Origin of the sequence: Bacillus silvicola (assembly GCF_050524305.1) — a bacterium.
Classification (GTDB): Bacteria; Bacillota; Bacilli; order Bacillales; family Bacillaceae_G; genus Bacillus_A; species Bacillus_A cereus_AT.
In genome coordinates, this window is record NZ_JBNGVC010000012.1 from 136,859 (window position 1) to 160,805 (window position 23,947).

Genomic DNA, 23,947 nt, shown 5'->3' on the forward strand with positions numbered 1-23,947 from the left:
CCTATTTACTATTCTATCGAAATTGAAATATGATATATCCAACTGTGGTAGTAAATTCAAATGAAATTTCTACTACTTTTGTAGGAGAAATCTCCATTAAAAAAAGACACAGAGATTTCTCCCCATGCCTACTAATCCTCTACTTCTTCACCGCATGTACAAAATACACTGTTTCAAAGGCTTCTAAATAAGTGCTAGTTCTATTCACATTATATGGGGGGATTGTAAAGATTGATGTAGTAAAAAATTAAGTGTTTTTCAAGAGATTTTGTCTTTTTTCACTCAACAATTACCGAGCCACGCCAATCTAGCTATTTATTCATTTACATTAAATAAATGTAACTTTATACAATGAATTTTTTTGTTTGTTATGGTGGGTTTTAATCTCCTTTACACAATTTCAATAAAGCACTTTACCTTTTCAAATTTTCTTCATTTAATCCGAACAGCTCTGACAAAATAAAACGTCCATCTTTTCTTATCAGTACGTCATCAAACCAAATTTCACCACCGCCATACTCTGGCCTTTGAATGTTTACTAAATCCCAATGTATTGCTGATTTATTCCCATTGTCTGCACCTTGTAACGAATCTCCAATTGCTACATGATAACTACCATTTATTTTTTCATCGAATAACGTATTATTCATAGGGTGTAATATGTAAGGATTAAAAGCTAGTGCAAATTCTCCAATATATCGTGCTCCTTCATCCGTATCAAGAATTTGATTCATTCGCTCTGTATCATTTGCATATGCCTCTATTATTTTTCCATGCTTAATATGTAACTTTATATTTTGAAACGCATAACCTTGTTGAACTGATACTGTATTAAATGTTACTACGCCATTTACTGAATTTTTAATAGGTGCTGTATATATTTCGCCATCAGGGATATTATCCGTACCATCTCCCTTTAAAACACCGATTCCTTCAATTGAAAAGTTCAAATCCGTACCATTCCCAATAATCCTCACTTGCTTTGTCTTTTCCATTAATTTTTTTAACGGATTCATTGATTTCGACATTTTATGGTAATCTAACGTACAAACATCATAATAAAACTTTTCATAAGCCTCGGTGCTCATATTCGCTTCTTGCGCAGAGGCTGCATTTGGAATTCGAGTTGTCACCCATCTCGTTTTATACACTGCTTCACTATGAGCTTTTCCAAATACCTTTTGATACAATTTCATTTTTTCTGCTGGTACATCCGCTAATTCGTATGCATTTCTAGGACTACGGAGATTAATATATACTTGCATCTTACTTAAGCGATAACACTCCCAATCCGCAAACAACTTAAATTGTTCTTCAGATCCAGACAAAATCAATTGCCTCGTAACAGAAACGTCACGCATTGATACATGTGCATATCCCCCTGCTTTTTCCACAGCCTTAATAATTTCACGAACTACCATAGGATCTATTTCAGTAACACTTTGAATTAATACTTGATCACCAGGTTGTACTTTAGTAGAATGGTTGACTAGCACGTTTGCTAATTTAGATAATCCCCGTTTCATTACGCTCCTCACCCTTCCATTTCCGTTTCAAAAACTTAATAAAAAAAGAGAAATACTTTCTTCAAGCATTTCTCTTTTTTATCCGAACGATAGATATAAAATAAATTATTAGAAATATAATATATAAATTCCATAACGTAGGTATTGCAGCTATACTAAGGTACAGCGTCCCAGGTAATAACCAAGCTCCAAAAAGAATCATCAAAATAGGTTTTCTAACAAGTACTGCAATTACTGCTAAAAAAGAAGGAAGCAACAAAATGAAAAATACAGTGATATATACTTTCTTATCAAGCATTTGATTGCTGTAAGGATTGAAATAAAGGAAAACGATCGAAAGGATAAAAATGCTTATAGCCGCTAAAACTCCTATAAAAACATATACTTTATTTTCCATAATCCATCTCCCTTCCAATCGCAACATACTCAATATGTTCCAGCACTATATAAACATTGCTCCCCTTTTAGTTCGCTTTAAAATTGTAAATCGGCTTAATAATATGTTTAATGTCGATTGTGTCCTTTGTATTCTCAACAATCTCATCCATTGGCTTATATACCATCGGGGCTTCATCTAACGTGCTTTCTGCAACAGATGTAGTCCAAACCGCTGTCATTGTGTTTTGAAAATCCTCTAAGTTAAGTACTTCTTTCGCCTTCTTACGGCTCATAATACGTCCTGCGCCATGCGGTCCAGAAAAGTTCCAATCTGGATTTCCTTTACCAAATGCAATGATTGAACCGTCTCTCATATTGATTGGAATGATTACTCGTTCATTTTTCTGAGCTGAAATAGCACCTTTTCTTAGAATCATATTTTCCAAATCGATGTAGTTATGAATTGTAGTGAATTGATCTGTTACTTTCCAATCCATTCTAGTGACGATTTCATCCATCATTGCTTTACGATTTAACTCCGCATATTTTTGAGCAATTTTCATATCATTCATGTAATCTTTAAATCCTTGACCTTCTAAATAAGCTAACTCTTTACGAATCGCCGGCTTCTTAATTCCTCGTATAGCTTCATGTATTTCTTGTTGTCTACCTTCTCTTGTAAGACGCTCAATGATTTCTTCTTTAATAGATTTAACATTAATAAGTTGCTCGTAAGCAAGGTTTTGATAATACTCTGCTACCTGTTTGCCTAAATTACGAGAACCACTATGAATGACAATATATACATTCCCTTTGTTATCCTCATTCAATTCGACAAAATGATTTCCTCCCCCAAGTGTACCTATACTCTTTTGAGCACGTTGCAATGTAAAAGGGGCTCTTACACTATCAAAATCAATCATTTTTGAAAATCGATGTTCCTTATCTCGAATACGAAAACCACTTGGGACAAATTTACGAATTGTTTCGTCTAAATGATCGAAGTTGATTTCTTCTTTTTTCTTATCGATCATAACAACTTCCATGCCACAACCAATATCTACCCCGACTAAATTAGGAACGATTTTATCTTGAATCGTCATTGTTGTCCCAATCGTACAGCCTGCCCCTGCATGAGTATCTGGCATAATACGAATCTTGCTATCCTTTACAAACTCTTGATTACAAAGATCAATAATTTGACCTGCTGCAGTTTCTTCAACATTCGTAGTAAATACTTTCGCTTCATTGTATTTCCCTTGTAATTTCAACATCTTCTATTTCCCCTTTCCTTTAGATTCTACAAAACATCGATTAGTATATATTATATATTCAGATATTATATAATATATAGCAATATATTTATAATTATATTTTCCATCACTACATTTAATTTCCTTGTTTTTCCTAAAAAAAGAGACACAGAGATTTCTCCCCATGCCTACTTATAGCTTTAAAAGTTAACTACTGAATATTTTTATTGCGCTCTAATTGGTTTTGAATTCCTGACCTATCAATTTGAATCCAATACTCTGCAATTTTCCCATCTTCTACTCTATACACCGCACTTGCCATTTGAATTATCGGAAGTCCTGTAGGTTGATATCCATCAATTTCTCCTACATGCATACCTACTTGTTTCCAACGTACATATACTTTACTTCCTTGTACTAAAAATTCTTGAATTTCTAAAGAAAAATTACCGTATACTTCAATCATCTCTCTTACATGTTCAGCATAATCTTCAGGTGTTCTACAAACTGTTTGTTCTTCTTCAGATACAATTTGATGTGCCAATACTTTTTCTGCCATTAATTGATTTGAATAGTCAGGATTATTCCCTGAACGTACTTCATCAAAAAATTTTCTAACAATTTGTTCTGGCTTCATTTTAACCCCTCCTTATTAAGAAATCCAATACTAATCATATCATAGTTTATTTTAATCTAACTATTAAAGTAAACTGATTCGTGTATACAATAAAAAGACAAAGTCTCTTCTTTCTTAAGATATCCCAATTGTTTCCCCTGAAAATTCACAATACTAATTATCTACTTCTTCACCGCATGAATATACTGCACCGTCTCAAAAGCTTCTAAATAATCGCTTCGTCCTTCAAAATATAATTTATTTATGTCTTCTGGCGATAAATGCTCATAAATGAGTAAGTCCGCCTTTTCTAACAGTGCTTCCATCTCGGCATAAGAATAACATGATTTCATCGGTTCTCCCCCTACTGCAGCCATTTTCACCATGTTTTCAACTCGATTGGATAATCCTTTTTCCATAAATAAGTTTTCATCCGGATAATCGAAAACGATAGAGCTCCCCTCTGGAACCATCTCGAATAAACATTCTATTAAACTAGAAAGCTCTTCTTTTGTTAAATAGTACGTAACACCTAAAAGGCTAAAGAAAGTCTTTTTATTTTCAAATCCTTCATTACGTAACTGTTCATAGGAAAAACCTTTCGTGAAATCCATGGAAACAAAATGAAGATTATTTGGAACTTCAAGTTTTGCTTCTTTTATTCTCTCCTTCTTAAAACCTTGTGTAGTAGGATGATCCACTTCAAATATTTCTATTTTATTTTCTAATTCTTTGTGTCTAAAACTGAACGTGTCTAAGAGCCTGTTTATAGTCTTATCTTTTTATTAAAATAGCGAGAAATCCTAGGACAACCATTTGTTTACTTGTTTCTAGTTTTCTCTCTACATTTTTGAACAATCGTCTGTATTTTTCTAACCAAGCAAATGAGCGCTCTACGATCCATCTTTTAGGGACCACTTGAAATTGATGCAATTCGGACCGCTTGGCAACTTGTACTTCAGCATTCAATAGCTTTTGAATTTCTTTTTGAAACTTTTCTCCTGTGTACCCACCATCCGTGAGGATGGCTTCTATGGTTTCTTTCAATTCAGGATATTGCTCGTACATTTCGAGTGCGCCTTTTCGATCTGTGACATTGGCAGTGGTAACATGGATTGCATGGGGAAATCCAAGAATATCTACACTGATATGTCGTTTAATACCAGAAACTTTCTTACCACCATCATAACCTTTTTGTTCAGCCGTATCTGCATTCTTAACACTTTGGGCATCGACAATATTAAAGCTAGAGCTTTTGGGGCGATTCACTGCTTCCCTTATTTGCCCAACAATTTTTTTAATAAGGTCTCTAATAGACTACTACCTTCGGCATTGGATTTACTCCATTTTGCATAGTAGCGGTAAACATTTTGCCATTTGGGATAATCTTTTGGTAAAGCACGCCACTGGCAGCCTGTACTCAGAACATAGAGTAGTGCATTGAACACATCATAAAGGTCATACTTTCGCGGACTTGTGCGTTTGCTAAACGTTTCTAGTTCCTCACGAATGATCTCGAATTTTTCACGGCTGATATCACTTGGATAAGACATACACTCATCTCCTGTTTTTGCATACATCCTAACATATTTATAAGACTATAAACAGGCTCTAAGCCAGCACCGAGTATGACGTATTGTTTTGCTCCCAATGTAATTTCATGGAGTAATACTCTTTCACAATATGCCGCACGTGCTAAAGGTGTTGGTGATAATTGAACTTGTGTAATCCATTTTAATATTTCCTTCGAATCATCTTGAAACTTCTCTGCAATATCTTTATTGAAAAAATGTATCCCTTGAACCATATTCATTTCAATATTGTTACGTTCTTTTTGTGAAATTAAATCTTTAGCTACATAATCATCAAAGATTTTAGGACTATCAAATTCACTATGATACGCCCTTCCGAAAGCTGATACTAACGACGTTACACTTGCTTCACCTTTTTTCACGCACATACACTCTCCTTCATTTTCACAACAAAAATAGGGTCCCCCTGGCCAGGAGAACCCTATTATACACGTTATTTTTATATTGGTAAATTATAGCATAAATAAGTTTTTTTGTCAAGTTTTCAGCTCTCCTTAACACTTCGAAAAATTGTATGTTTTCAAGAGGAAAATTGAAATTACATACATAATATTCCTATTTTAATGAGCAGGTCCTTTTGAAAAAAAGAAAAACACTCTGAGGTGTCTTTCTTATACTTCATTTTTCACCAATATAAATATTAAAAATTCTAAATTATTCGCCCATCCTTTTTTTAGCAGTATTAGTATCTTGAGATACTGCTATGTGCTTGGTAGCTATAGCTAAACCTGTTTTTGGCATATTAACATAGATTGCTTCAGAAGCACCTTTTTCTATTTGATAGGTTTCATGAAATACACCGACACTCCCATTATCTTTAATCTTATTGTTGTATGATTTCCAAGCATGTGAATGTTTTTTTCCGTGAGCGTAGTTTACTAACTCATCGAATCCTTTCCAGTATTGAATTAAGATTACTTTTCTCCAACTAAATAAAACTTCTGTATGTAAGAAACCCCATTGTGGGTTTTGATACAATTCTTTAATCATAGGTCCCATAGCGTTAAAAACTGGTATCCACTTCCAAAATTTTAATAGGTTATTAATACGCATACCAATAATAAAAACAACAAATTCTTTATCCTTGCTATTGGCTATATGCCTGCCGTTAAAAATTTTAGCTCCCACTTTAATCCCCCTTTTTTACTGAACATAAATAATGTGCAGCTCCCAAATAAACCATAACATTTTCCCATGAATTTTCCAATTACTTTAACATAGATTATGAAAGGCTGTACTTAACAATAAAAGGTATACGTTTCCCACCTTTTTTTATTATTAACAGCTATTATTAATATTTACTCTAAATCTCCTTTTCACCAGGAACATTCCCATACTTCAGGGATTTTTTAAAGCTTCAAGTAATTATTCCTTATGCTTCACCTCAAGAGAAATAAACGAAATTAAATTCCCTTCCATATACATATTTCAATAATAATAGTATTGCTTGCCTCTTTCTAAACAGAATATTTTTAGTTCATTTGAGTTAGGACAACATCACATCACAATCCTTCATTTTCACAACAAAAATAGGGTCCCCTTGGCTAGGAGAACCTTATTTCACACTTTTTTAATATTGGTAAATTACATAATAAATAAGTTTATTTGTAAAATTTTCGGCCCACTACCACTCCGACACTTTGCATATTCTCTGGCAGGAAAATTGTCGATTCACACCGAACATTCCTGATTATAACAATACTTATGGAGGCCAATATGAAAAGATTAGTCATCATCACAGTAGGAAAAACACACAGCGGGAAAACTACATTTGCAAAAGCATTAGAAAAAGAGCTATCCCACTCTTTCGTTATGGATCAAGATAACCAAGCCGAATTTATTAGCACGCATTATGAAAAATTACAGCCGACTAAGGGCCCTAATACATTTAAGCATGGTCTTTCAAAATTCATCGTTGATTATGCAAAAGAATATACAAATTTACACCTTATCATTTGTAATTCCAATCGCAGTAAAAACGGAAGATTATATTTACTAAACGAATTATTTCCACAAAACGAATATGTACGTATATTAGTACATTTTGACATCCCAGATGATGTACTTTATGAAAGAGTGGCTCGAAGCACGCGAATTACAAATATTTTTAGAGGTAACTATTCCAGTTTCAAAGAAGTTCTCAATCGCCAACAGGCTGAATCCCTTCATGAAGATGTAGTAGATCCTGTAGAAAACGAGGCTGATTATTTGTTTGTTATTCGCAATAATAAAGATGTAAACTCTACTATCGAAGAAATTGTTCATCTTGCTGAAGATTTATCCCCTATCCCAAAATAAGAGACTATAAGAATTACATAATCACAGATTATTATGCAAATACTTCCTCTAAGCGCCGAACATGGTATATAATGATATAATAATCTGCTTTTATATGCTCAATTTTACACAATAGAGTTTATTCATAGGAAAGAGGTACAAAAATATGAAAACAAAACAAACAATCGCTGCGTCTACACTAGCTTTAGCAATGATTGCGGGATCTACCCCTACTCATGCAGAAGTAAATGATGCTACTCCCCAGCAAAGTACTGGAGATCGATTAGCTGAAATTAAGCAACATAAACAAGAGTTAGATGCGAAATTGCAGCAACACAAAGAAAATGTGGATCAAACATTAAATGAACTTAACCAAGTTAAGGAAAATGTTGATACAAAGGTTAATGAACTACATCAACGTAAACAAGTTGCAGATGAAAAAATCGGCGAGATTAAGCAACATAAACAAGAGTTAGATGCAAAACTTCAGCAAGATAAACAGATTGCTGAGGATAAAATTGCTGAAATTAAAGAGCATAAAAAACAAGTAGATGACAAAGTCGCTGAAATTAAAGAGCATAAGCAAAATATCGATGAAAAGGTTAATGAACTTAAAGATCATAAACAAACTGTAGATGAAAAAGTGAATGAAATTAAGCAACATAAAGAGAACATCGATCAGAAGGTTAATGAACTTAAGGAAGTTAAAAAACAAGTAGATGAAAAATTGGCTGAGTTAAAGAAAGCGAAACAAACTGCTGAGGATAAACTTGCTGAAATTAAAGAAAACAAGCCGAATGCAGGTAACACGTTAGAAGAACTTAAGAAAATCAAACAAAATTTAGATAGTCTTTCAGCTAACTTAGAACTTGCTAAACAAGATGTGAAAAACAAACTAGCTGAGTTACAAGAGGCTAGACAAGACTTAATAAATAAAATAAATGAAATTAAACAAGCAAAACAAACTGTTTCAGACGATTTAACACAGAAAAAACAAGACTTAGATATTAAAATAAACGACTTTAAACATACTGAGAAGAAAATTGACGACAAATTAGCTGAGTTACATACAACGAAGCAAAATGTAGATAACAAAATTAATGAAGTATCACAACCTAAACAAACGACAGCGGATAACACCAATACTACTGTTCCAGCGAAAAATAATGCTAGAGAGCTCCCTAACGCTGGTAGTGAGCAATCAAGTAACGTGCCACTCGGGATGTTATCTGTCTTAGGCGGCGTTCTATTACTTACGCGTAATAAAATTAAAAAGTATTTATAAAACAGTTATAATTTATATTATATAATCTACTGTCTCTTCTTTAAGAACCTTTGCATCGGCTTCTTAAAGAAGAGGCCAAATATAGGTGAGTTTACGTACTAGCTATTCCTCTAAATTTAGATTCTCCTCTATCCACATATCATTTTTTGTAAAGGCAAACCTTTCACTTTTTCAATATGATAATTCCACTAAAAATATATATCAATTATTTTATCAAATGCCAAACTTATATTAGTTCATTATGCTTTAACAAAACTGAAAAACTTTCACTCGTACTGTAATTCACCTAAGTCATACTGATAGGAAAATGTACAATTCTTTAACAAAGTTAACTCTCAATTCATACACTACTAATAGAACTTGTGTAGCAATAAAATTTTCCAAATCATCTATACTGCCGCATATTCACCCTCTACTGGCACCTACATGATATTTTCATCATCCCTCCCATAAAGTCCTTATTCTTCTAATTACTACATGACCATGTTCCATCGCTACATTAGAACGACATCTATAAAATATTTATAAGGAGTGAAATACATGGGTTCAACAAAGCTCACAGGACGAGTAATTTACAAAGGAGATCCCGGTTATATAGAAGCTATTAAGAATTGGAATCCTTACGTTGATGTCTTCCCCCTCGTCTTTGTTTTTGCACAAAATTCATATGATGTCAGTAACGCCATTAAATGGGCTCGCGAAAATCATGTTCCCTTACGTGTCAGAAGTGGTCGGCATGCACTAGATAAAAATCTTTCTGTAGTAAATGGCGGCATTGTTATCGATGTAAGTGATATGAACAAAGTTAGTTTAGATAAAAAGAATGGTATAGCAACCGTTCAAACTGGAATTCACGTCGGCCCACTTGTGAAAGGACTAGCTAGAGAAGGATTTATGTCACCATTTGGAGATAGTCCAACAGTTGGAATTGGTGGCATTACAATGGGCGGTGGATTTGGTGTAGTTTCACGAACAATCGGTCTAATAAGTGATAACCTTATTGCTTTGGAAACAGTAGATGCGACAGGCCGAATCATCCAAGCAGATCCATGTTGCAATAAAGATTTATTATGGGCTTCTAGAGGTGGTGGCGGTGGAAATTTCGGATACAATACTGAATATACATTGAAGCTTCACCGTGCTCCTAAAACTGCCACAGTCTTCAATATCATTTGGCCATGGGATCAGTTAGAAACTGTTTTCAAAGTTTGGCAAGAATGGGCACCTTTTGTAGATTCACGATTAGGATGCCTACTTGAAATTTACAGCAAAATAAATGGACTTTGTCATGCAGAAGGTATTTTTTTAGGTTCAAAAAACGAGCTTATAAGCTTATTAGAACCTTTAACAAGTGCTGGAACTCCAACACAAATTGTTATAGAAGAATTACCCTATCCAGCCGCTATAGATTTCTTAGATCCAGATGAGCCAATCCCTGGTCGATCTGATCAGAGCGTTAAGTTTTCTTCGGCTTGGGCACTTAACCTTTGGCCGGAAGAGCCTATTTCAATTATGAAACAATTTTTAGAAGAAGCTACTGGAACAGAAGCTAATTTCTTTTTTATTAATTGGGGAGGTGCTATAAGTAAAGTACCTAGCAATAAAACAGCTTTCTTTTGGCGTAGCCCATTATTTTATACGGAATGGACTGCTAGTTGGAAAGATAAGTCCGAAGAGGCTGCAAATCTAGCATCAGTTGAAAGAGTACGCCAATTAATAAAACCTTATGTAACTGGTTCTTATGTTAATGTTCCAGATCAAAACATCGAAAATTTCGGACAAGAATATTACGGATCAAACTTTGCTAAACTTCGGAAAATAAAAGCAAAATATGACCCTGAAAATCTATTCCGCTTTCCACAAAGTATACCACCCTCTTCCTCTTGTTAATGTATAACAAAATAAATAAAACCTCTTTAATTTAAATAAAAAAAGGAACTCTTACAATCGTAAGAGTTCCTTTTTCATCATACCAATTGCCCATCTCTAAGCGTCAATATACGATCACATACATCGAGCATTCTTTCATCATGTGTAATCATAATTGCTGCTTTTTGACTTTCTTTCACTTCACGTTTCATCATTTCAACGACTTCACGTGCACGTTTTGAATCTAAGCTTGCAGTTGGCTCATCAGCTAATATTAAATCTGGGTTGTTCATGAAAGCACGAGCGATTGCCACCCTTTGTTTTTCTCCACCAGATAGTTGATTGGGATAATGTTTTTTTCTTTCTCCTAATCCAAATGCCGCTAATAAATGATCCGCACGCTTTTCTGATTCTTGTTTACTTTCTTTTTTTAGCTTTGCAATGTAAAGTAATTGTTCTTTTACATTTAAATATGGAACAAGGTTTGCAAATTGGAAAATGAATCCGATTTTTTTCAAACGAATATCTGTCATTTCCTTTTCTGATAACTGCGTAATATTTTGCTCACGAATGTAAATATCCCCTTTTGAAGGTGATAGTAATGCACCCGCGATTGATAATAATGTACTTTTCCCTGATCCAGAAGGACCGACGATTCCGATAAACTCTCCAGCTTTCACATCAAGCGACATCGGATGAAGGGCTGTTACTTCAGTATTCCCTTCCCCGTACACTTTACTTACTTTGTCTAATTTTAATAATGAAGTCATTACATCCCGCCTCCAATTGCTTCTAATGCATCAACTTTTAATACTTGATATAACGAAATAAGTGTTCCTAAAATACTAATTACGATAAAGATTACTGCATATTGTGCAATCATCGGTGTCGTTAATAAGAACGGCATACCTGCTGGTAAAATTTGTTCTAACCCTTGTACAAGAACGATGCTGATTATCATCGCCACGACTGATAAGAATAGCGCCTGTACGACTAAGCTATTTGCTAAATAAGTGTTCTTTGTACCAATTGCTTTTAATACACCTAATTGCTGTGTTTTTTGCAGTGTAATTACGTAGAAGAATACACCGATTAGTAACGCAGCGATAACAAGTAGGAATGCAATGATCATCGTTAATGTTCCTTGCTCTTCTTTAAATCCTGGAATGCTTTGTAATACTTCTTTTTTGTCGATAACATGTGCATTTTTAATTTCTTTATCTGTATTAAGCGCAATTGCACTATAATCTTTTTGATTTGGTTGAGAGATAGAGCCCCATACGTCTTCATTTACATAAACGACTGGTGTATGGCTAAACATTTGATCTTTCGTAAATCCAACGATTTTAAATTCTTTCTTTGAAACAGGATCGATAATTGTATCCCCAATATCTACTCCTTTTTCTTTAATTGATTCGTCAGCAACCATTTCGTTGTTTGCTGTACCTAATTTCTCACCTTTTACAATTTTCGGTTCTAAAAATGAATCACGTTCGCTTGAGAAAATAGCGACATCAACTTTTTTCGAACTATCTTTCTTTTCATAAGTTGAAATCTTCACACGAAACGGAACTGCCTCTTTCTCGCCGGCTTGATTTACTACGTTATCTACATCATCTTTCTTAATTTGTGAACGAAGTAATTTATTTTCCGCATCATCTGCTAAAACGAACTTATTTGCCTCCATATTTTGAATTGACGATGCATTATCATACGACAACCCATTTGCTAATCCTGAAATCACAAGGACTAAAAATGATAATAACACCATAATAAGTCCGATTAACCCGTATCTTAATTTTGATTGTTTTAATTCACGCAGAGCTAAAAACATTTCGCTCGCTCCCTTCTCTTACTTTCTATGCACTTATCATAAAAAAGAAATATGAACGGAATATGAACAGAAGATCAAAAAATAAAGATTAAATTTTCTGAAAGTATTGAAAACAAATATAATCCTTGATACAATTCAGTCAAATAATATTGACCGAGTAATTTAATTTAAGGAGTTGATCATTTTGAAACCCATGTTCACACTAACTACTTATAGCCAACTAAAAGCAATGAGCGATCCACTACGAGTCGAAATGATGATGCGTCTATGTGAACGTCCTTATACAGGGCAACTACTATCTGAGAAATTCGGCATTTCAAGGGCGAAAATTCATTATCATTTAAAAGAATTAGAGAAGAATGGTTTTATAGAAATCGTCTATACAGAAGAAAAAAATGGCATCGTTCAAAAATTTTATCAATCTGTCGCTAGAGGCTTTACCCCTGCCGCAGAACTATTACCTCATTTAGAAATATTAAGCGAATCAGGTCGCCAAATCTTTTTACAAATGACGGAAAGAACGAAAAGCCATATTCTCGCTGCACCAGAAGAAGCTTTTACATTACGAAAAGTAAGCGAAGACCCCTCTGAGTGGAATTATGTTTCATCCTGCTGGGAGTTTGATGCTAAGCCAGAACAATTTCAAGTGTGGGTGAAAAAATTTTATGAATTGATGGCTGAATTAAATGAGATCACAAAAGACGCGGATAAAGATCCAAATAGTAAATCATATTACATTTCTACTACTGCACTACAAATCGATGAGCGAGCAATGCAACGCTTTGTTAAAAAAGAAGAAAAATCGTAATTCGATTTTTTTACAACAACGGTCAATTTTATTTTACCGAATAAATTTATTATAAAGGAGTAGATTAAATGGACATATTAAAAAACCGGAATTTCCTCTTATTGTTTTTAGGGAGAATTTTTACAAACATAGGAGATAGCTTGTATTATGTCGCCGCAATGTGGCTCGTATATAAGCTGAGTGGCAATCCTTTTTATTCTGGATTAGCTGGTTTTCTTACATTATTACCTTCTGCACTTCAATTTCTTACTGGTCCATTCGTTGATAGGTGGCCAATTAAAAACACCCTCGTCATCACACAAGTTCTGCAATGCATTCTTATATTAATCATTCCTATTACACACTACTTCGACCTATTAACAGTCCAACTACTACTCATCATTATGCCCATCGTAGCCTTTATCGAACAATTCGCCTATCCCGCACAATCGAAAGCTTTACCACTTCTACTGCATAAAACACAATTATTAAAAGGAAACTCACTCTTTTCATTTGCATATCAAGGCATTGATTTAATTTGTACGACTCTTTCTGGAATATTAGTAGCACTACTTGGCGCAATCACTTTATATGTAATAGACTCTTTTACATTCGCGATTACTGCCCTTTTGTTCTTTTCATTGAAAATGCCAAAGCAAACAGAAACCAATACATCACTTTCAACTAAACAATATTTCACTGATTTAAAAGAGGGGTTTTCGATCGTCTTCCGTTCATTAATGGGCGTATTCTTAATCGGTTCAGTAGTCGCTAATTTTTCAATTGGTATGACGATGGCCATACTCCCTTCTTTCGCTGATTCTTTAGGAGGCGTGAAATCATATGGCTTCTTCTTAGCTGCTATATCAGCAGGTAGTCTCATCGGTGCTTTATTCAGTTCATGGGTTGGCAAACGTCATGTTGGCCGTGTCTCCATTATTAGCTTTGCGGCTGGTGCTTTCTTTTGGTTTCTCTCTACGATTGTACCGTTTCAATGGTTATCCATTTTTTTATTCGGCCTAGCTTGGATACCAATTGGTGCGACCAACATATTATTTGCGACAATTAGTCAAACTTTAATTCCAAATCAATATATTGGACGCATCAACTCTGTCATGCGAAGTATGGGTACAATCGCTATGCCGCTTGGTTCATTAATTGGCGGATACACCGCAAATGTATATAGTAGCCAACTCATTTTCGCGCTCGCTAGCATCGGGATTTTATTTATTTCTCTCGTATGGCTACTTCATCCGAAATTACGAGCATTGCCGAAAGCTGATGAAATTACAGCGGATACTTTTGGGGTCCATTTTAAGGAAGAACGTGGGAAAGGTGCGGCTTTATAGCAGAAATACAGTACGTTAAATTTATATCAGCGCAACTCGAATTATATCGACTTACCGACAAAAAACGACAAAAAAGAGGCCGTTCCAAAACAGCCTCTTCCTTTTCATTTATTTCGGAAGCTCAACCTGAACGGTCGTCCCTTCCCCTTTCGTACTATACACTGAAACATTTCCATTATGCAGTTCCACAATCTTCTGCACAATCGATAATCCTAAACCACTACCTTCTACGTTTCTTGCTCTTGCTGTATCTACTTTGTAAAAACGATCAAATATACGATCCATTTCTTCTTTTTCCATACCAATTCCGTTGTCTGATATAGAGATCATAACGCTAGATTCTAATTCTTCTACAACAAATTCAATCGTATCGCCATCGTTTGAAAACTTAATGCTATTCGTAAAAATATTGCTCCATACTTGATGCAGTAAGTTTTCATCACCTTTTATAGTGATGTCCGGTACATCAAATTCAACAGCTATATCTTTCTCACGCCACTTCCATTCGAGCATAAAAATGACGTCTTTAATTTGCTTTTGTAGGTGAAACTCTTTAATTTGTAAAACTTTCTCTTCTTTATCTAGTGAAGCGAGCGTAAGTAACTGTTTACATAAACTAGACATCCGCTTACTTTCGCCCTCAATAATTTTCAAGTAACGTTTTCTTTCCTCTTCACTCATATTCTCCGACTGTAATGTTTTCGAAAAACCTTGTATCGAAGAAAGTGGCGATTGGAATTCATGAGAAACGTTAGAAACGAATTCTTGTCTCATTTGATCTAATTCTTTTATACTCTTCGTCATCTTTTGAAAATTAGTCGCTAGCGTACCAATTTCATCTTTTCGATTTTCATCTAATTCAATATCATATTCACCACTTGCAATCTTTTTGGTAGCTTTCGTAAATGTTCGAATGGGACGAACAATATAACCTGCTGCGATCGCTATAAAAATGATACTTAATAAAACGATAAAACCGAGTAATACTGCTAAGAAAATTCTCATCTCGCCAAATTGTTGCTGAATATCAGGGCGAATAAATAAAGCGTACTGTTTATCACCATGTTTTAATGGGACACCTACACTATTAATTAATTCATTATCGAAAAATCCTGTAATAAACAAACGGGTTGGATATGTGGAAACGCCATTAAACGTTTCACCTTGCAATACTTTATGAACTGTATCATCACTAATCTTTATTTTACGAAACGCATTCCCGATACGCTTTCCATTCTTTTGGTCATCTACAATATAAATTTCATATCCTAATTTCGCAATAGACTGTAAGTATACCTCTTTATTTTCTTCACTTTGCTTTTCATATAATGATTTTACTTCTTCAGCATACTTTAAAATCTTTTCACTATTGTACGGTTTTAACTTCACTTGATAGTACACATTCGTTAATAAAAAGCCAATTATACTACTAAGTAGCATAATTCCAACTGTCATAAAAACAAATCTAGAATACAGTGATTTCATCTTATTTCAACTCCAACTTATAACCGAGCCCGCGTATTGTCGTAATTTGAAAATCATCAGTTCGTTTTGAAAAACGATCTCTAAGACGTTTTACATGAACATCAACCGTTCGTTCGTCCCCTTCAAAATCCATTCCCCATACTAGCTCAATTAACTCTTCTCTTGAAAATGTTCTTCCAGGATAACTAGCTAATTGTGATAATAATTCAAATTCCTTTAATGGAAGCAAAATCGTCTGCCCGTTACACTTCACTTCAACACCTTTACGATCAATTGTCGTTCCATGAAGTGTAATAATGTCAGCACTAAGCATTTGATAACGACGCAATAATGCTTTCATACGGAAAATCACTTCAGCTGGCTCAAATGGTTTTACAATATAATCGTCCGTACCAGAAATAAATCCTTTTTCTTTATCAACTAACTGATCTTTCGCCGTTAATAAAATAACAGGAATATCATGATACTTCCGTATTTCTTCACATAACGTATAACCATCAACGAACGGCATCATAATGTCTACTATCGCAAGATGAATATTTTCCTTTTCTAAAACGTCTTGCGCTACCTTTCCATCTTCCGCTTCAAAAACTTTAAACCCCTCTTTTTGTAAATGGTAATGTAATAACTCTCTAATATGCTTATCATCATCAGCTAATAAAATATGTATCATCTTCATTAAACCCTCTCTTGTTCATCCTTCTACATTCTTACATTAAGAAACAATTGTACTTTTTGCAAGAAAAAGAAAAACAATTACAGCATTAATTTTTTCATGGCAATGAGCTAAATTTTAAAATCCATTAAGTGAAATTATTGAGGTTATCAAAGATACTACGCATTAGAACCACAATACAGTACAATAGATCGTATGATAATGTAGCTTTGGAATAAAGGTTCATAAATAATACCTACAAGCCAATATTTTATGATAAATAAAAAGAATCCATTTTGAAATAGATTTTAAATAGACTAAACTAAGAAGAGGATATTACGTTCAATATATGAGCATATATCCTCTTTTCTTATAAACATTAGATTACTTATACAGATAATAAAAATAAAACTCTATATGTATGACAAATTCAGAAAAATTTGTATAATTTAGATAACTAACGTATCTCGTAACGGAAAGCGTTGTGAGGTCTTTAGACTGAGCGTTAATTGCTTTAGGCGTGCAGTGCTATGAGAGTTACAAGAGGTTCTCATAGAGAATAACAACAAAGGATACATATTACTGGATCCAAAAGGATTCCCTGTAATAAATCATTTAAGAGGTGACGATTATTAATGAAACAACAAGAACGTATTATCTTTCGTGAGGTTCAGCGACCACAACAAATTTGGGTATGGATACTCATATTGGGGATTTCCGCACTGATGTGGTATGGATTCATTCAACAAATTATCCTTGATACCCCGTTTGGAGATAAACCAGCTCCCAATGGTGTGTTAATTGCTTTGTGGTTGTTTTTTGGGATTGCCTTTCCTGTATTAATGCTTGGGGTATTGAAGCTGATCGTAGAGGTCCGTGAAAAAGGTCTTTATGTCCGTTTTGTTCCTTTTCATTTTCAATATAAACAGTACCTTTTCAAAAATATACGTCACTATGAAAGCATTACTTACAGTCCACTAAAAAGATTCGGAGGATGGGGAATTCGTTTTAACCTTAAGGGTGAAACGGCCTATAATATGAATGGAAAGAAAGGTATTGAGTTAAAGTTAAAATATAATACAGTGGTAATCGGCACTCAAAAACCGGACGAATTAAAAAAAGCATTGGACTCGGCACAAAAAGCATAATGAAAATTAATCGTCAACAAACGGGCATTATTGTGGAATAAGAAAGGACATTACATATTAGTCATATAAAATATATAATGTCCTTGAATTTATTTGTTTTTTTTAAAATTTAGGTCTTGATAATTAAATGTTCAAAATAGGTTCTCATATTTTCGCATTAAGATTATTTCAATAAAAAATATTGCTCATTTTCTGCCTTTTTAAAAACTAATTCTAACTCTTATTAAGCCTTAGAAATATCAACAAATCCTTCTCCAAATACGTCACGAACATCGTGTATAGCGATGAACGCAGCCGGATCCGTAGTTTGAACAATCCGTTTTAGCTTCACTACTTCTTGTTTATTAATAACAATATAAAGAATTTCCTTCGGAGTTTTCGTGTAATATCCATGACCTGAATACACAGTAACTCCTCTGCCCATTAAGGTAGTCACCTTCCCGGCAATTTCATTCGGGTTATCAGAAATAATCGTAATGGCCTTTTTCGGATTTAAACCTTCAATTACAAATTCCATTACTTTCGTTCCTACATATAGCATAATAATTGTCAGCATCAGTTTTTCTGCACCAATGATGAAATAAGATGAAAACGCAACGATTAAATCGAAGAACAGTAGACCGTAGCTAATGCTCCAACCTAAGTACTTATGTGTCATCCTCGCTAAGATGGTAGTACCTGCTGTCGTTCCACCAACGCGAATGATGAGACCAATCCCGCATCCGATAAATATTCCACCGAAAATGGCATTTACGAGCATTTCATCAGAAGCAATCGTCCATCCTTCTGTTAAATGAAGGAATAGCGAGTTCGTAACTACAGCAATAATCGTATAAATCGTTGTGATCTTATTTAAAAATTTATAGCCGACTATTAATAAAATCGCATTTAAAATTAAATTGACTAAACCTGGTGACCACTCAAATAAGTAGTAAGTAATAATCGTGATCCCTGTTACCCCGCCTTCACCGAACTCATTCGGGATAACAAACAAATTGACACCTAAAGCAAAAAGGAATGCACCAATAATAATAAAAATAATGTCTGTCGTTCTTTTTTTCATACAGTACCTCACTTCTTATGTAAATATTTCTTCAGATATAAACTCTCACCATTATATCGTGGAATATTCAAATCGAACAGTGGTTTATTTTTATTTTAATATAGGATGATAAATCAACTTTATCCTATATCCACATGTAATTAAAAAAGGATAACAACTGTATTTATTATGTGCTACAAATAAAGTTTTGATTTCACATGCAATTTACCCTAAAAAATGTATATGAACACTCTCACTCGCACAAACTTCGAATACAAAACAAATAGGCGAAGCTATCGAATAGACTTCGCATCAAGCATTTGATTACAGAGATTTATATACAATTTTATACCTCCGTATGTTGTTGATTTTGTTTGGTTGATCATTTCTCTTTATTTCTTCCGGGCAATGAACTCTTTTCTTCAAACAAAAAAACTCCATTAAATTTGCATACTTAGTATGCAAATTCAGGAGTTTTTTCATATACTACGATTCGGATTCACTTCAAATACATACAATTCATTTTTTATACCTAACTTTACTTATTCAAAATTAGCACGAGGTTCCTCTAACCCCTTCTTACTACTCCAGTTAAATAAGCTTTCAGACTTCGTTTGCTGCCCTGGCTTCACAAACAACATTGCCCCCATTGCAATAGCGGCTAAAATGGCAGCTACGATAAACATAGAAGGATAGCCATAACTTACAACTAAATATCCAGTTAATGTCGGGGCTAAGATTGTCGCGATATTAGCGATGAAATGCATAATTCCACTATATGTTCCTGAGTAAGCAGGAGCAGCCGTATCGACAATAATTGCCCAAAATAATGAACTTGGTAAAAAAGCAAACGCATTTCCAAGCGACATAAGCGCTAATACAGCTACATAATTGTCCATTACGGGAATGAAGCTAAAACATATTGCTGTAAGTAATAAAGAAATAATTGGTAACCCTGTTCGAGCTAAACGAAGATTCCCTGTTTTACGTAAAATACGATCAGATAGCTTCGCCCCTAGCGGCAATGTTATACATGCTCCAAGCCAAGGAATCATCCCAAGATACCAAAGGGAAGATAATTGAAAATGGAATACATCTTGCAAATATTTCGGTGTCCAAGTTAATATTAAAAAATTGATATATTGAAAGCAAAAATATGCTATCGTAACCATAACGAATGTCGGAACTTTAAAAAAGGAGTACCATGGCTCTTTTGAAGTTTCTTTCTCTGCTTTTACTGCTTGAAGCACACCTTCCGTACTTCGTATTTCAGCTAGTTCTTCTTTTGTCACTCGCGGATGATCCTCAGGCATATTCGTAAAAGTAAAATACCAAATAATCGCCCATACAATCCCAATTGTACCAAGGATAAAAAACATGATTTTCCAACTTGTAAAAGATAGTAAGAAGACCGCTACAGGTGCAGTTAATACTGCTCCTAACGGAACGCCAACAAAACCAAGAGATGTTAGAAAAGCTCTTTCTTTTGGAGCTGCCCAGTTTGCTGCTGTCTTATTCGAAACCGAGAAAGATGGCCCTTCTGTTAATCCAAATAAAACGCGGAAGATAGCAAATCCTATTAAAGCAGACCCTCCAAAAACAGCAATCCCTATTTCTCCAGCAAAAGCGGTCGCAATTTCAAAAATAGACCAAGCGGTTGCTGCTATGATCCATACAAATTTCGGCCCCTTTTTATCTGAAAAAATACCTCCTAATAAAGAACCAATCATGTAACCGTAACCAAAATACCCTAATATAGCTCCCCACTCCTTCGGGTCAAAGCCATATTCTTTTATAATGAAAGACTGCGCATAAGCGATGGCCCCTCGATCAATATAATTCACCATCGTAATAAACGTGAGCATTGTAAAGACATAATAACGAAATTTATTCTTCATCAAAACCCCCACTCCCCTCGTATTCTTTTGTTTTTCTCTCTAATCCTTTAATAAAATGACATGAACCTTTCCAGGACCATGAACTCCAAAAGCTAATTCCATCTCAATATCACCTGTCCGGCTAGGCCCAGTGATAAAATTAATACAGGCAGGTAATCCATTCGAAACTTGTTCATGAACTCTGGTTACTCCTTCTGTTAAACGTCTATAAATTGTATGCTCTGAGAGAATCGCTACATAAACTGCTGGCAAAACGCTAACTAAACGTCCGCGTCCACCACCATTCCATAAAACAACTGTTCCCGTCTCAGCGAGTCCCATTTCGGCATATGTAATTCCCATATCTACTTGAGCTGCATAATCCCGTAGTTCTCTTTCCTCTTCTTTACTTTGCCAAATTCGATGAGAAACGAAATTTCCTGTTAAATACTTTCCTATTTCAAGCTGATGTAATCTATCATCATCCCAATACACCGCAGATTGAACATTAAATTTATGTACAACATACTGAAGTGCACTCTCTATTTCTGAACGGTATATATGACTTACTTCTGTATGTAAAATATTCAAGTTTGCAATAAACTGCTCTATTAAAATTTCGTGATTTATCTCTTTAGGAAAGTGGCTGAGTGGATCGTTTTTCCACCTGGGAGGAGTAACCCCCGAGCGACGTTCTCGGTTTAGTTTCCGTGCGATATTGTTTAAAAAAGATTGTTGTACATCCGTATTCATATTATGAATCCCTCATTTCTTTTTTCCACCAATCACGGAATGATTGTTTCGCAGGTTTTGGAAAATCTCTACTTTCTGTCCACCCTTTTAATGGGCCTGGACCATTCGCAATATAACCATCTTTTGCAAATATTGATAAACCTGTGTGTGCCATTTTAATAGCTTTCTCATAAACGAATGGATGACTCGCCATAAACGTGAAACCTTTAAAGGCCAGTTGCTCAAATTTCGTTATAAACCCTTGTTCCACCACATCTTTACGGTGTTCAATGAGAAGGTCATGTAATGGAATTTTCACGGGGCAAACATCTGTACATGCTCCGCACAAACTTGATGCAAAAGGTAATTCTTTTAATTCTTCATATCCTTCTAATAAAGGCGCTAGTACTGCCCCAATTGGCCCGCTATAAACACTTCCATAAGCATGGCCCCCAATATTACGATACACAGGACAAACATTTACACAAGCTCCGCACCTTATACACTTTAATACTTCTTCATAAGCAGTTCCTAAAATATCAGAACGGCCATTATCTAGAATAATTAAATGAAATTCTTCAGGTCCATCCATATCTTCATGTAAACGCGCTCCATTAATTCCAGTTACATAAGATGTAATCTTTTGGCCTGTAGCACTTCTTGTTAACATTGAAACGACTACATCAAGATCTTTCCATGTGGGAACAAGGCGTTCCATCCCCATAATAGCAATATGAACTTTTGGCAATGTCGTAGTAAGACGAGCATTTCCCTCATTACTTATAAGAACAACTGATCCAGATTCCGCTACCGCAAAGTTACAACCAGAAATACCAATATCAGCTTCTAAAAACTCTTTACGCAATTGCTCCCTAGCAAATTGCAGTAATTGATTCGTATCAACTGGGATCTTTCTTCCTGCTTCCTTAGAAAAAAGCTCTGCTACTTGTTCCTTCGTCTTATGAATGGCTGGGGCGATTAAATGAGATGGAGCTTCTCCAGCTAGTTGAATAATGTACTCCCCAAGATCAGACTCTACTACTTTTACCCCTATCTCTTCTAATTTTTTATTAAGGTGTATTTCTTCTGAAACCATGGACTTTGACTTAATTACTGATTTCGCTCCTTTTTTTCTTGCGATTTCAGAAACATACGATACGGCATCTTCTGCTTTGAAAGCAAAATGAACATGCCCCCCATTTTTTCGAACATTAGTAGCTAATTGTTCCAAATAACTATCTAAATTTTCAATTGTATGCATCCGAATTTCAGATGCTGCCTCGCGCCATTCTTCAATATTCCCTAATTCCTGTGTAGCTTGTTCCCGTCCCATCCGAAGCCTATCTTGTGTAAACGGAACCGCGCTTCTCATCTGCGGATCGTGCAACGCTTTATCTACTCTTTTCAAAAAAACTTGTTCCCTCGCCACACTCATTTATTCAGCCCCTTCGCCAGTACTTCTGCTACATGTAACACTTGAATATTTTTATTTTCCCTGCGCAATCTTCCTCCAATATTCATAAGACATCCCATATCTGCTCCAATTAAGAGATTGGCTTCTGTCGCCTCAATATGTTTTATTTTTTCATCAACCATCGTTTCAGAGATCGAGCTCATTTTTACTGCAAAAGTACCACCAAACCCGCAGCAATCTTGGCAATATGGTAATTCTTTTACGTCTAAACCTTCTACTTGCGATAATAACTTAAGTGGTTCCTCTTTTATCCCAAGCGCCCGACTCATATGACAAGATTGATGGAAAACCGCTTTCTCAACTAGCTTAGATTTCAAATCATTTTTTCCAAGTACATTCACTAAAAAATCCGTCAACTCATACGTTCTATCCGCTAAATGAACCGCTTTTTCATACCATTCACTATCATCTTTAAACATCTCTTTATAATAATGATGAACCATGCTAGCACAAGAACCTGAAGGAGTCACAATATATTCACTATGTTCAAATGCTTTGATCATTTGCTTTGCTGCTAGTTTTGCTTCTTCTTGATATCCGCTATTGTAAGCTGGTTGCCCGCAACAAGTCTGTCCTTCAGGGAAATCTAGTTCCACTCCACATTGATTCATAATTTCTACGACACTCTTACCTACTTGAGGAAAAAACATATCTGATAAACAAGTAATAAATAACGAAACTTTCATAAAAATCCCCCCTCAAAACGATACAATCTATTTTCAAATTATTAATCTATCGAATGAAATTTTTAAATTTTTAGAATTTTCT

General features: G+C 34.8%; 21 protein-coding genes and 2 pseudogenes. 6 read left to right on the forward strand and 17 right to left on the reverse strand.

The window, feature by feature from the left end; genetic code table 11:
• Positions 1–413: 413 nt before the first annotated feature.
• The 8 genes and pseudogenes from ACP6L7_RS12560 to ACP6L7_RS12595 form a co-directional block, all read right to left on the reverse strand.
• Positions 414–1,526, reverse strand: coding sequence for an aminopeptidase (locus ACP6L7_RS12560; protein ID WP_097830297.1), 1,113 nt, complete (start codon positions 1,524–1,526; stop codon positions 414–416).
• A 61-nt stretch (positions 1,527–1,587) separates the two neighbouring features.
• Positions 1,588–1,923, reverse strand: coding sequence for a hypothetical protein (locus ACP6L7_RS12565; RefSeq protein ID WP_097830298.1), 336 nt, complete (start codon positions 1,921–1,923; stop codon positions 1,588–1,590).
• A 67-nt stretch (positions 1,924–1,990) separates the two neighbouring features.
• Positions 1,991–3,178 carry an RtcB family protein gene (locus ACP6L7_RS12570; protein ID WP_097830299.1) on the reverse strand — a complete coding sequence of 396 codons (1,188 nt, stop codon included), beginning with the start codon at positions 3,176–3,178 and terminating at the stop codon, positions 1,991–1,993.
• A gap of 190 nt (positions 3,179–3,368) precedes the next feature.
• Positions 3,369–3,794, reverse strand: a complete 426-nt coding sequence (locus ACP6L7_RS12575) for an ester cyclase (protein ID WP_097830300.1) — start codon at positions 3,792–3,794, stop codon at positions 3,369–3,371.
• A 161-nt stretch (positions 3,795–3,955) separates the two neighbouring features.
• Positions 3,956–4,531, reverse strand: a pseudogene (locus tag ACP6L7_RS12580) (class I SAM-dependent methyltransferase); the annotation flags it as partial.
• Between the two features lie 16 nt (positions 4,532–4,547).
• A protein-coding gene (locus tag ACP6L7_RS12585; RefSeq protein WP_430528892.1) for an IS5 family transposase occupies positions 4,548–5,326 on the reverse strand; the annotation gives its coding sequence in 2 pieces (ribosomal slippage) (positions 4,548–5,065 and positions 5,065–5,326; 780 coding nt in all).
• Positions 5,327–5,382: 56 nt separating this feature from the next.
• Positions 5,383–5,733 (reverse strand): annotated as a pseudogene (locus ACP6L7_RS12590) (class I SAM-dependent methyltransferase); the annotation flags it as partial.
• A 286-nt stretch (positions 5,734–6,019) separates the two neighbouring features.
• Positions 6,020–6,493, reverse strand: coding sequence for a DUF4188 domain-containing protein (locus ACP6L7_RS12595; protein WP_097830302.1), 474 nt, complete (start codon positions 6,491–6,493; stop codon positions 6,020–6,022).
• Positions 6,494–7,081: 588 nt separating this feature from the next.
• On the opposite strand from ACP6L7_RS12595, the gene ACP6L7_RS12600 reads away from it, so the two are divergent.
• The 3 genes from ACP6L7_RS12600 to ACP6L7_RS12610 all read left to right on the forward strand — a co-directional run bounded on the left by ACP6L7_RS12600 (position 7,082) and on the right by ACP6L7_RS12610 (position 10,817).
• Entirely contained in the window at positions 7,082–7,663 is a 582-nt protein-coding gene (locus tag ACP6L7_RS12600) for an AAA family ATPase (protein ID WP_097830303.1), read from the forward strand.
• A gap of 145 nt (positions 7,664–7,808) precedes the next feature.
• Positions 7,809–8,927, forward strand: coding sequence for an LPXTG cell wall anchor domain-containing protein (locus ACP6L7_RS12605; RefSeq protein ID WP_097830304.1), 1,119 nt, complete (start codon positions 7,809–7,811; stop codon positions 8,925–8,927).
• Positions 8,928–9,467: 540 nt separating this feature from the next.
• Positions 9,468–10,817, forward strand: coding sequence for an FAD-binding oxidoreductase (locus ACP6L7_RS12610; RefSeq protein WP_097830305.1), 1,350 nt, complete (start codon positions 9,468–9,470; stop codon positions 10,815–10,817).
• A gap of 77 nt (positions 10,818–10,894) precedes the next feature.
• On the opposite strand, the gene ACP6L7_RS12615 is transcribed toward ACP6L7_RS12610, so the two are convergent.
• Complete coding sequence (locus ACP6L7_RS12615) at positions 10,895–11,566, reverse strand: ABC transporter ATP-binding protein (RefSeq protein WP_097830306.1); 672 nt, start codon at positions 11,564–11,566, stop codon at positions 10,895–10,897.
• The gene (locus ACP6L7_RS12620) at positions 11,566–12,630 is read right to left on the reverse strand and encodes an ABC transporter permease (RefSeq protein ID WP_097830307.1); all 1,065 of its coding nucleotides are present in this window, start codon (positions 12,628–12,630) and stop codon (positions 11,566–11,568) included. Before ACP6L7_RS12620 ends, ACP6L7_RS12615 begins: the two co-directional genes overlap by 1 nt.
• 184 nt (positions 12,631–12,814) lie before the next feature.
• Between ACP6L7_RS12620 and ACP6L7_RS12625 the strand changes: the two genes are divergently transcribed.
• Together ACP6L7_RS12625 and ACP6L7_RS12630 are read left to right on the forward strand one after the other, a co-directional pair.
• On the forward strand, positions 12,815–13,438 hold the full coding sequence (locus tag ACP6L7_RS12625; RefSeq protein WP_097830308.1) for an ArsR/SmtB family transcription factor: 624 nt from the start codon (positions 12,815–12,817) through the stop codon (positions 13,436–13,438).
• A gap of 68 nt (positions 13,439–13,506) precedes the next feature.
• Complete coding sequence (locus ACP6L7_RS12630) at positions 13,507–14,766, forward strand: MFS transporter (protein WP_097830309.1); 1,260 nt, start codon at positions 13,507–13,509, stop codon at positions 14,764–14,766.
• A 108-nt stretch (positions 14,767–14,874) separates the two neighbouring features.
• Here the strand turns inward: ACP6L7_RS12630 and ACP6L7_RS12635 are convergent, their stop codons facing one another.
• Both ACP6L7_RS12635 and ACP6L7_RS12640 read right to left on the reverse strand, forming a co-directional pair.
• Positions 14,875–16,251, reverse strand: coding sequence for a sensor histidine kinase (locus ACP6L7_RS12635; protein ID WP_097830310.1), 1,377 nt, complete (start codon positions 16,249–16,251; stop codon positions 14,875–14,877).
• Between the two features lies 1 nt (position 16,252).
• Positions 16,253–16,930 (reverse strand): response regulator transcription factor, encoded by a 678-nt coding sequence (locus ACP6L7_RS12640; RefSeq protein ID WP_097830311.1) that lies wholly within the window; start codon positions 16,928–16,930, stop codon positions 16,253–16,255.
• A 611-nt stretch (positions 16,931–17,541) separates the two neighbouring features.
• On the opposite strand from ACP6L7_RS12640, the gene ACP6L7_RS12645 reads away from it, so the two are divergent.
• Positions 17,542–18,054, forward strand: coding sequence for a DUF6141 family protein (locus ACP6L7_RS12645; RefSeq protein WP_097830312.1), 513 nt, complete (start codon positions 17,542–17,544; stop codon positions 18,052–18,054).
• A 223-nt stretch (positions 18,055–18,277) separates the two neighbouring features.
• Here the strand turns inward: ACP6L7_RS12645 and ACP6L7_RS12650 are convergent, their stop codons facing one another.
• The 5 genes from ACP6L7_RS12650 to ACP6L7_RS12670 form a co-directional block, all read right to left on the reverse strand.
• Positions 18,278–19,117, reverse strand: coding sequence for a YitT family protein (locus tag ACP6L7_RS12650; protein ID WP_097830313.1), 840 nt, complete (start codon positions 19,115–19,117; stop codon positions 18,278–18,280).
• Positions 19,118–19,638: 521 nt separating this feature from the next.
• Positions 19,639–20,994 (reverse strand): MFS transporter, encoded by a 1,356-nt coding sequence (locus tag ACP6L7_RS12655; protein ID WP_097830314.1) that lies wholly within the window; start codon positions 20,992–20,994, stop codon positions 19,639–19,641.
• 39 nt (positions 20,995–21,033) lie between these two features.
• Entirely contained in the window at positions 21,034–21,726 is a 693-nt protein-coding gene (locus ACP6L7_RS12660) for a LutC/YkgG family protein (protein WP_097830315.1), read from the reverse strand.
• A gap of 1 nt (position 21,727) precedes the next feature.
• Positions 21,728–23,140, reverse strand: a complete 1,413-nt coding sequence (locus ACP6L7_RS12665) for a LutB/LldF family L-lactate oxidation iron-sulfur protein (RefSeq protein ID WP_097830316.1) — start codon at positions 23,138–23,140, stop codon at positions 21,728–21,730.
• Positions 23,137–23,865, reverse strand: a complete 729-nt coding sequence (locus tag ACP6L7_RS12670) for a (Fe-S)-binding protein (protein WP_097830317.1) — start codon at positions 23,863–23,865, stop codon at positions 23,137–23,139. Before ACP6L7_RS12670 ends, ACP6L7_RS12665 begins: the two co-directional genes overlap by 4 nt.
• Positions 23,866–23,947 lie beyond the last annotated feature (82 nt).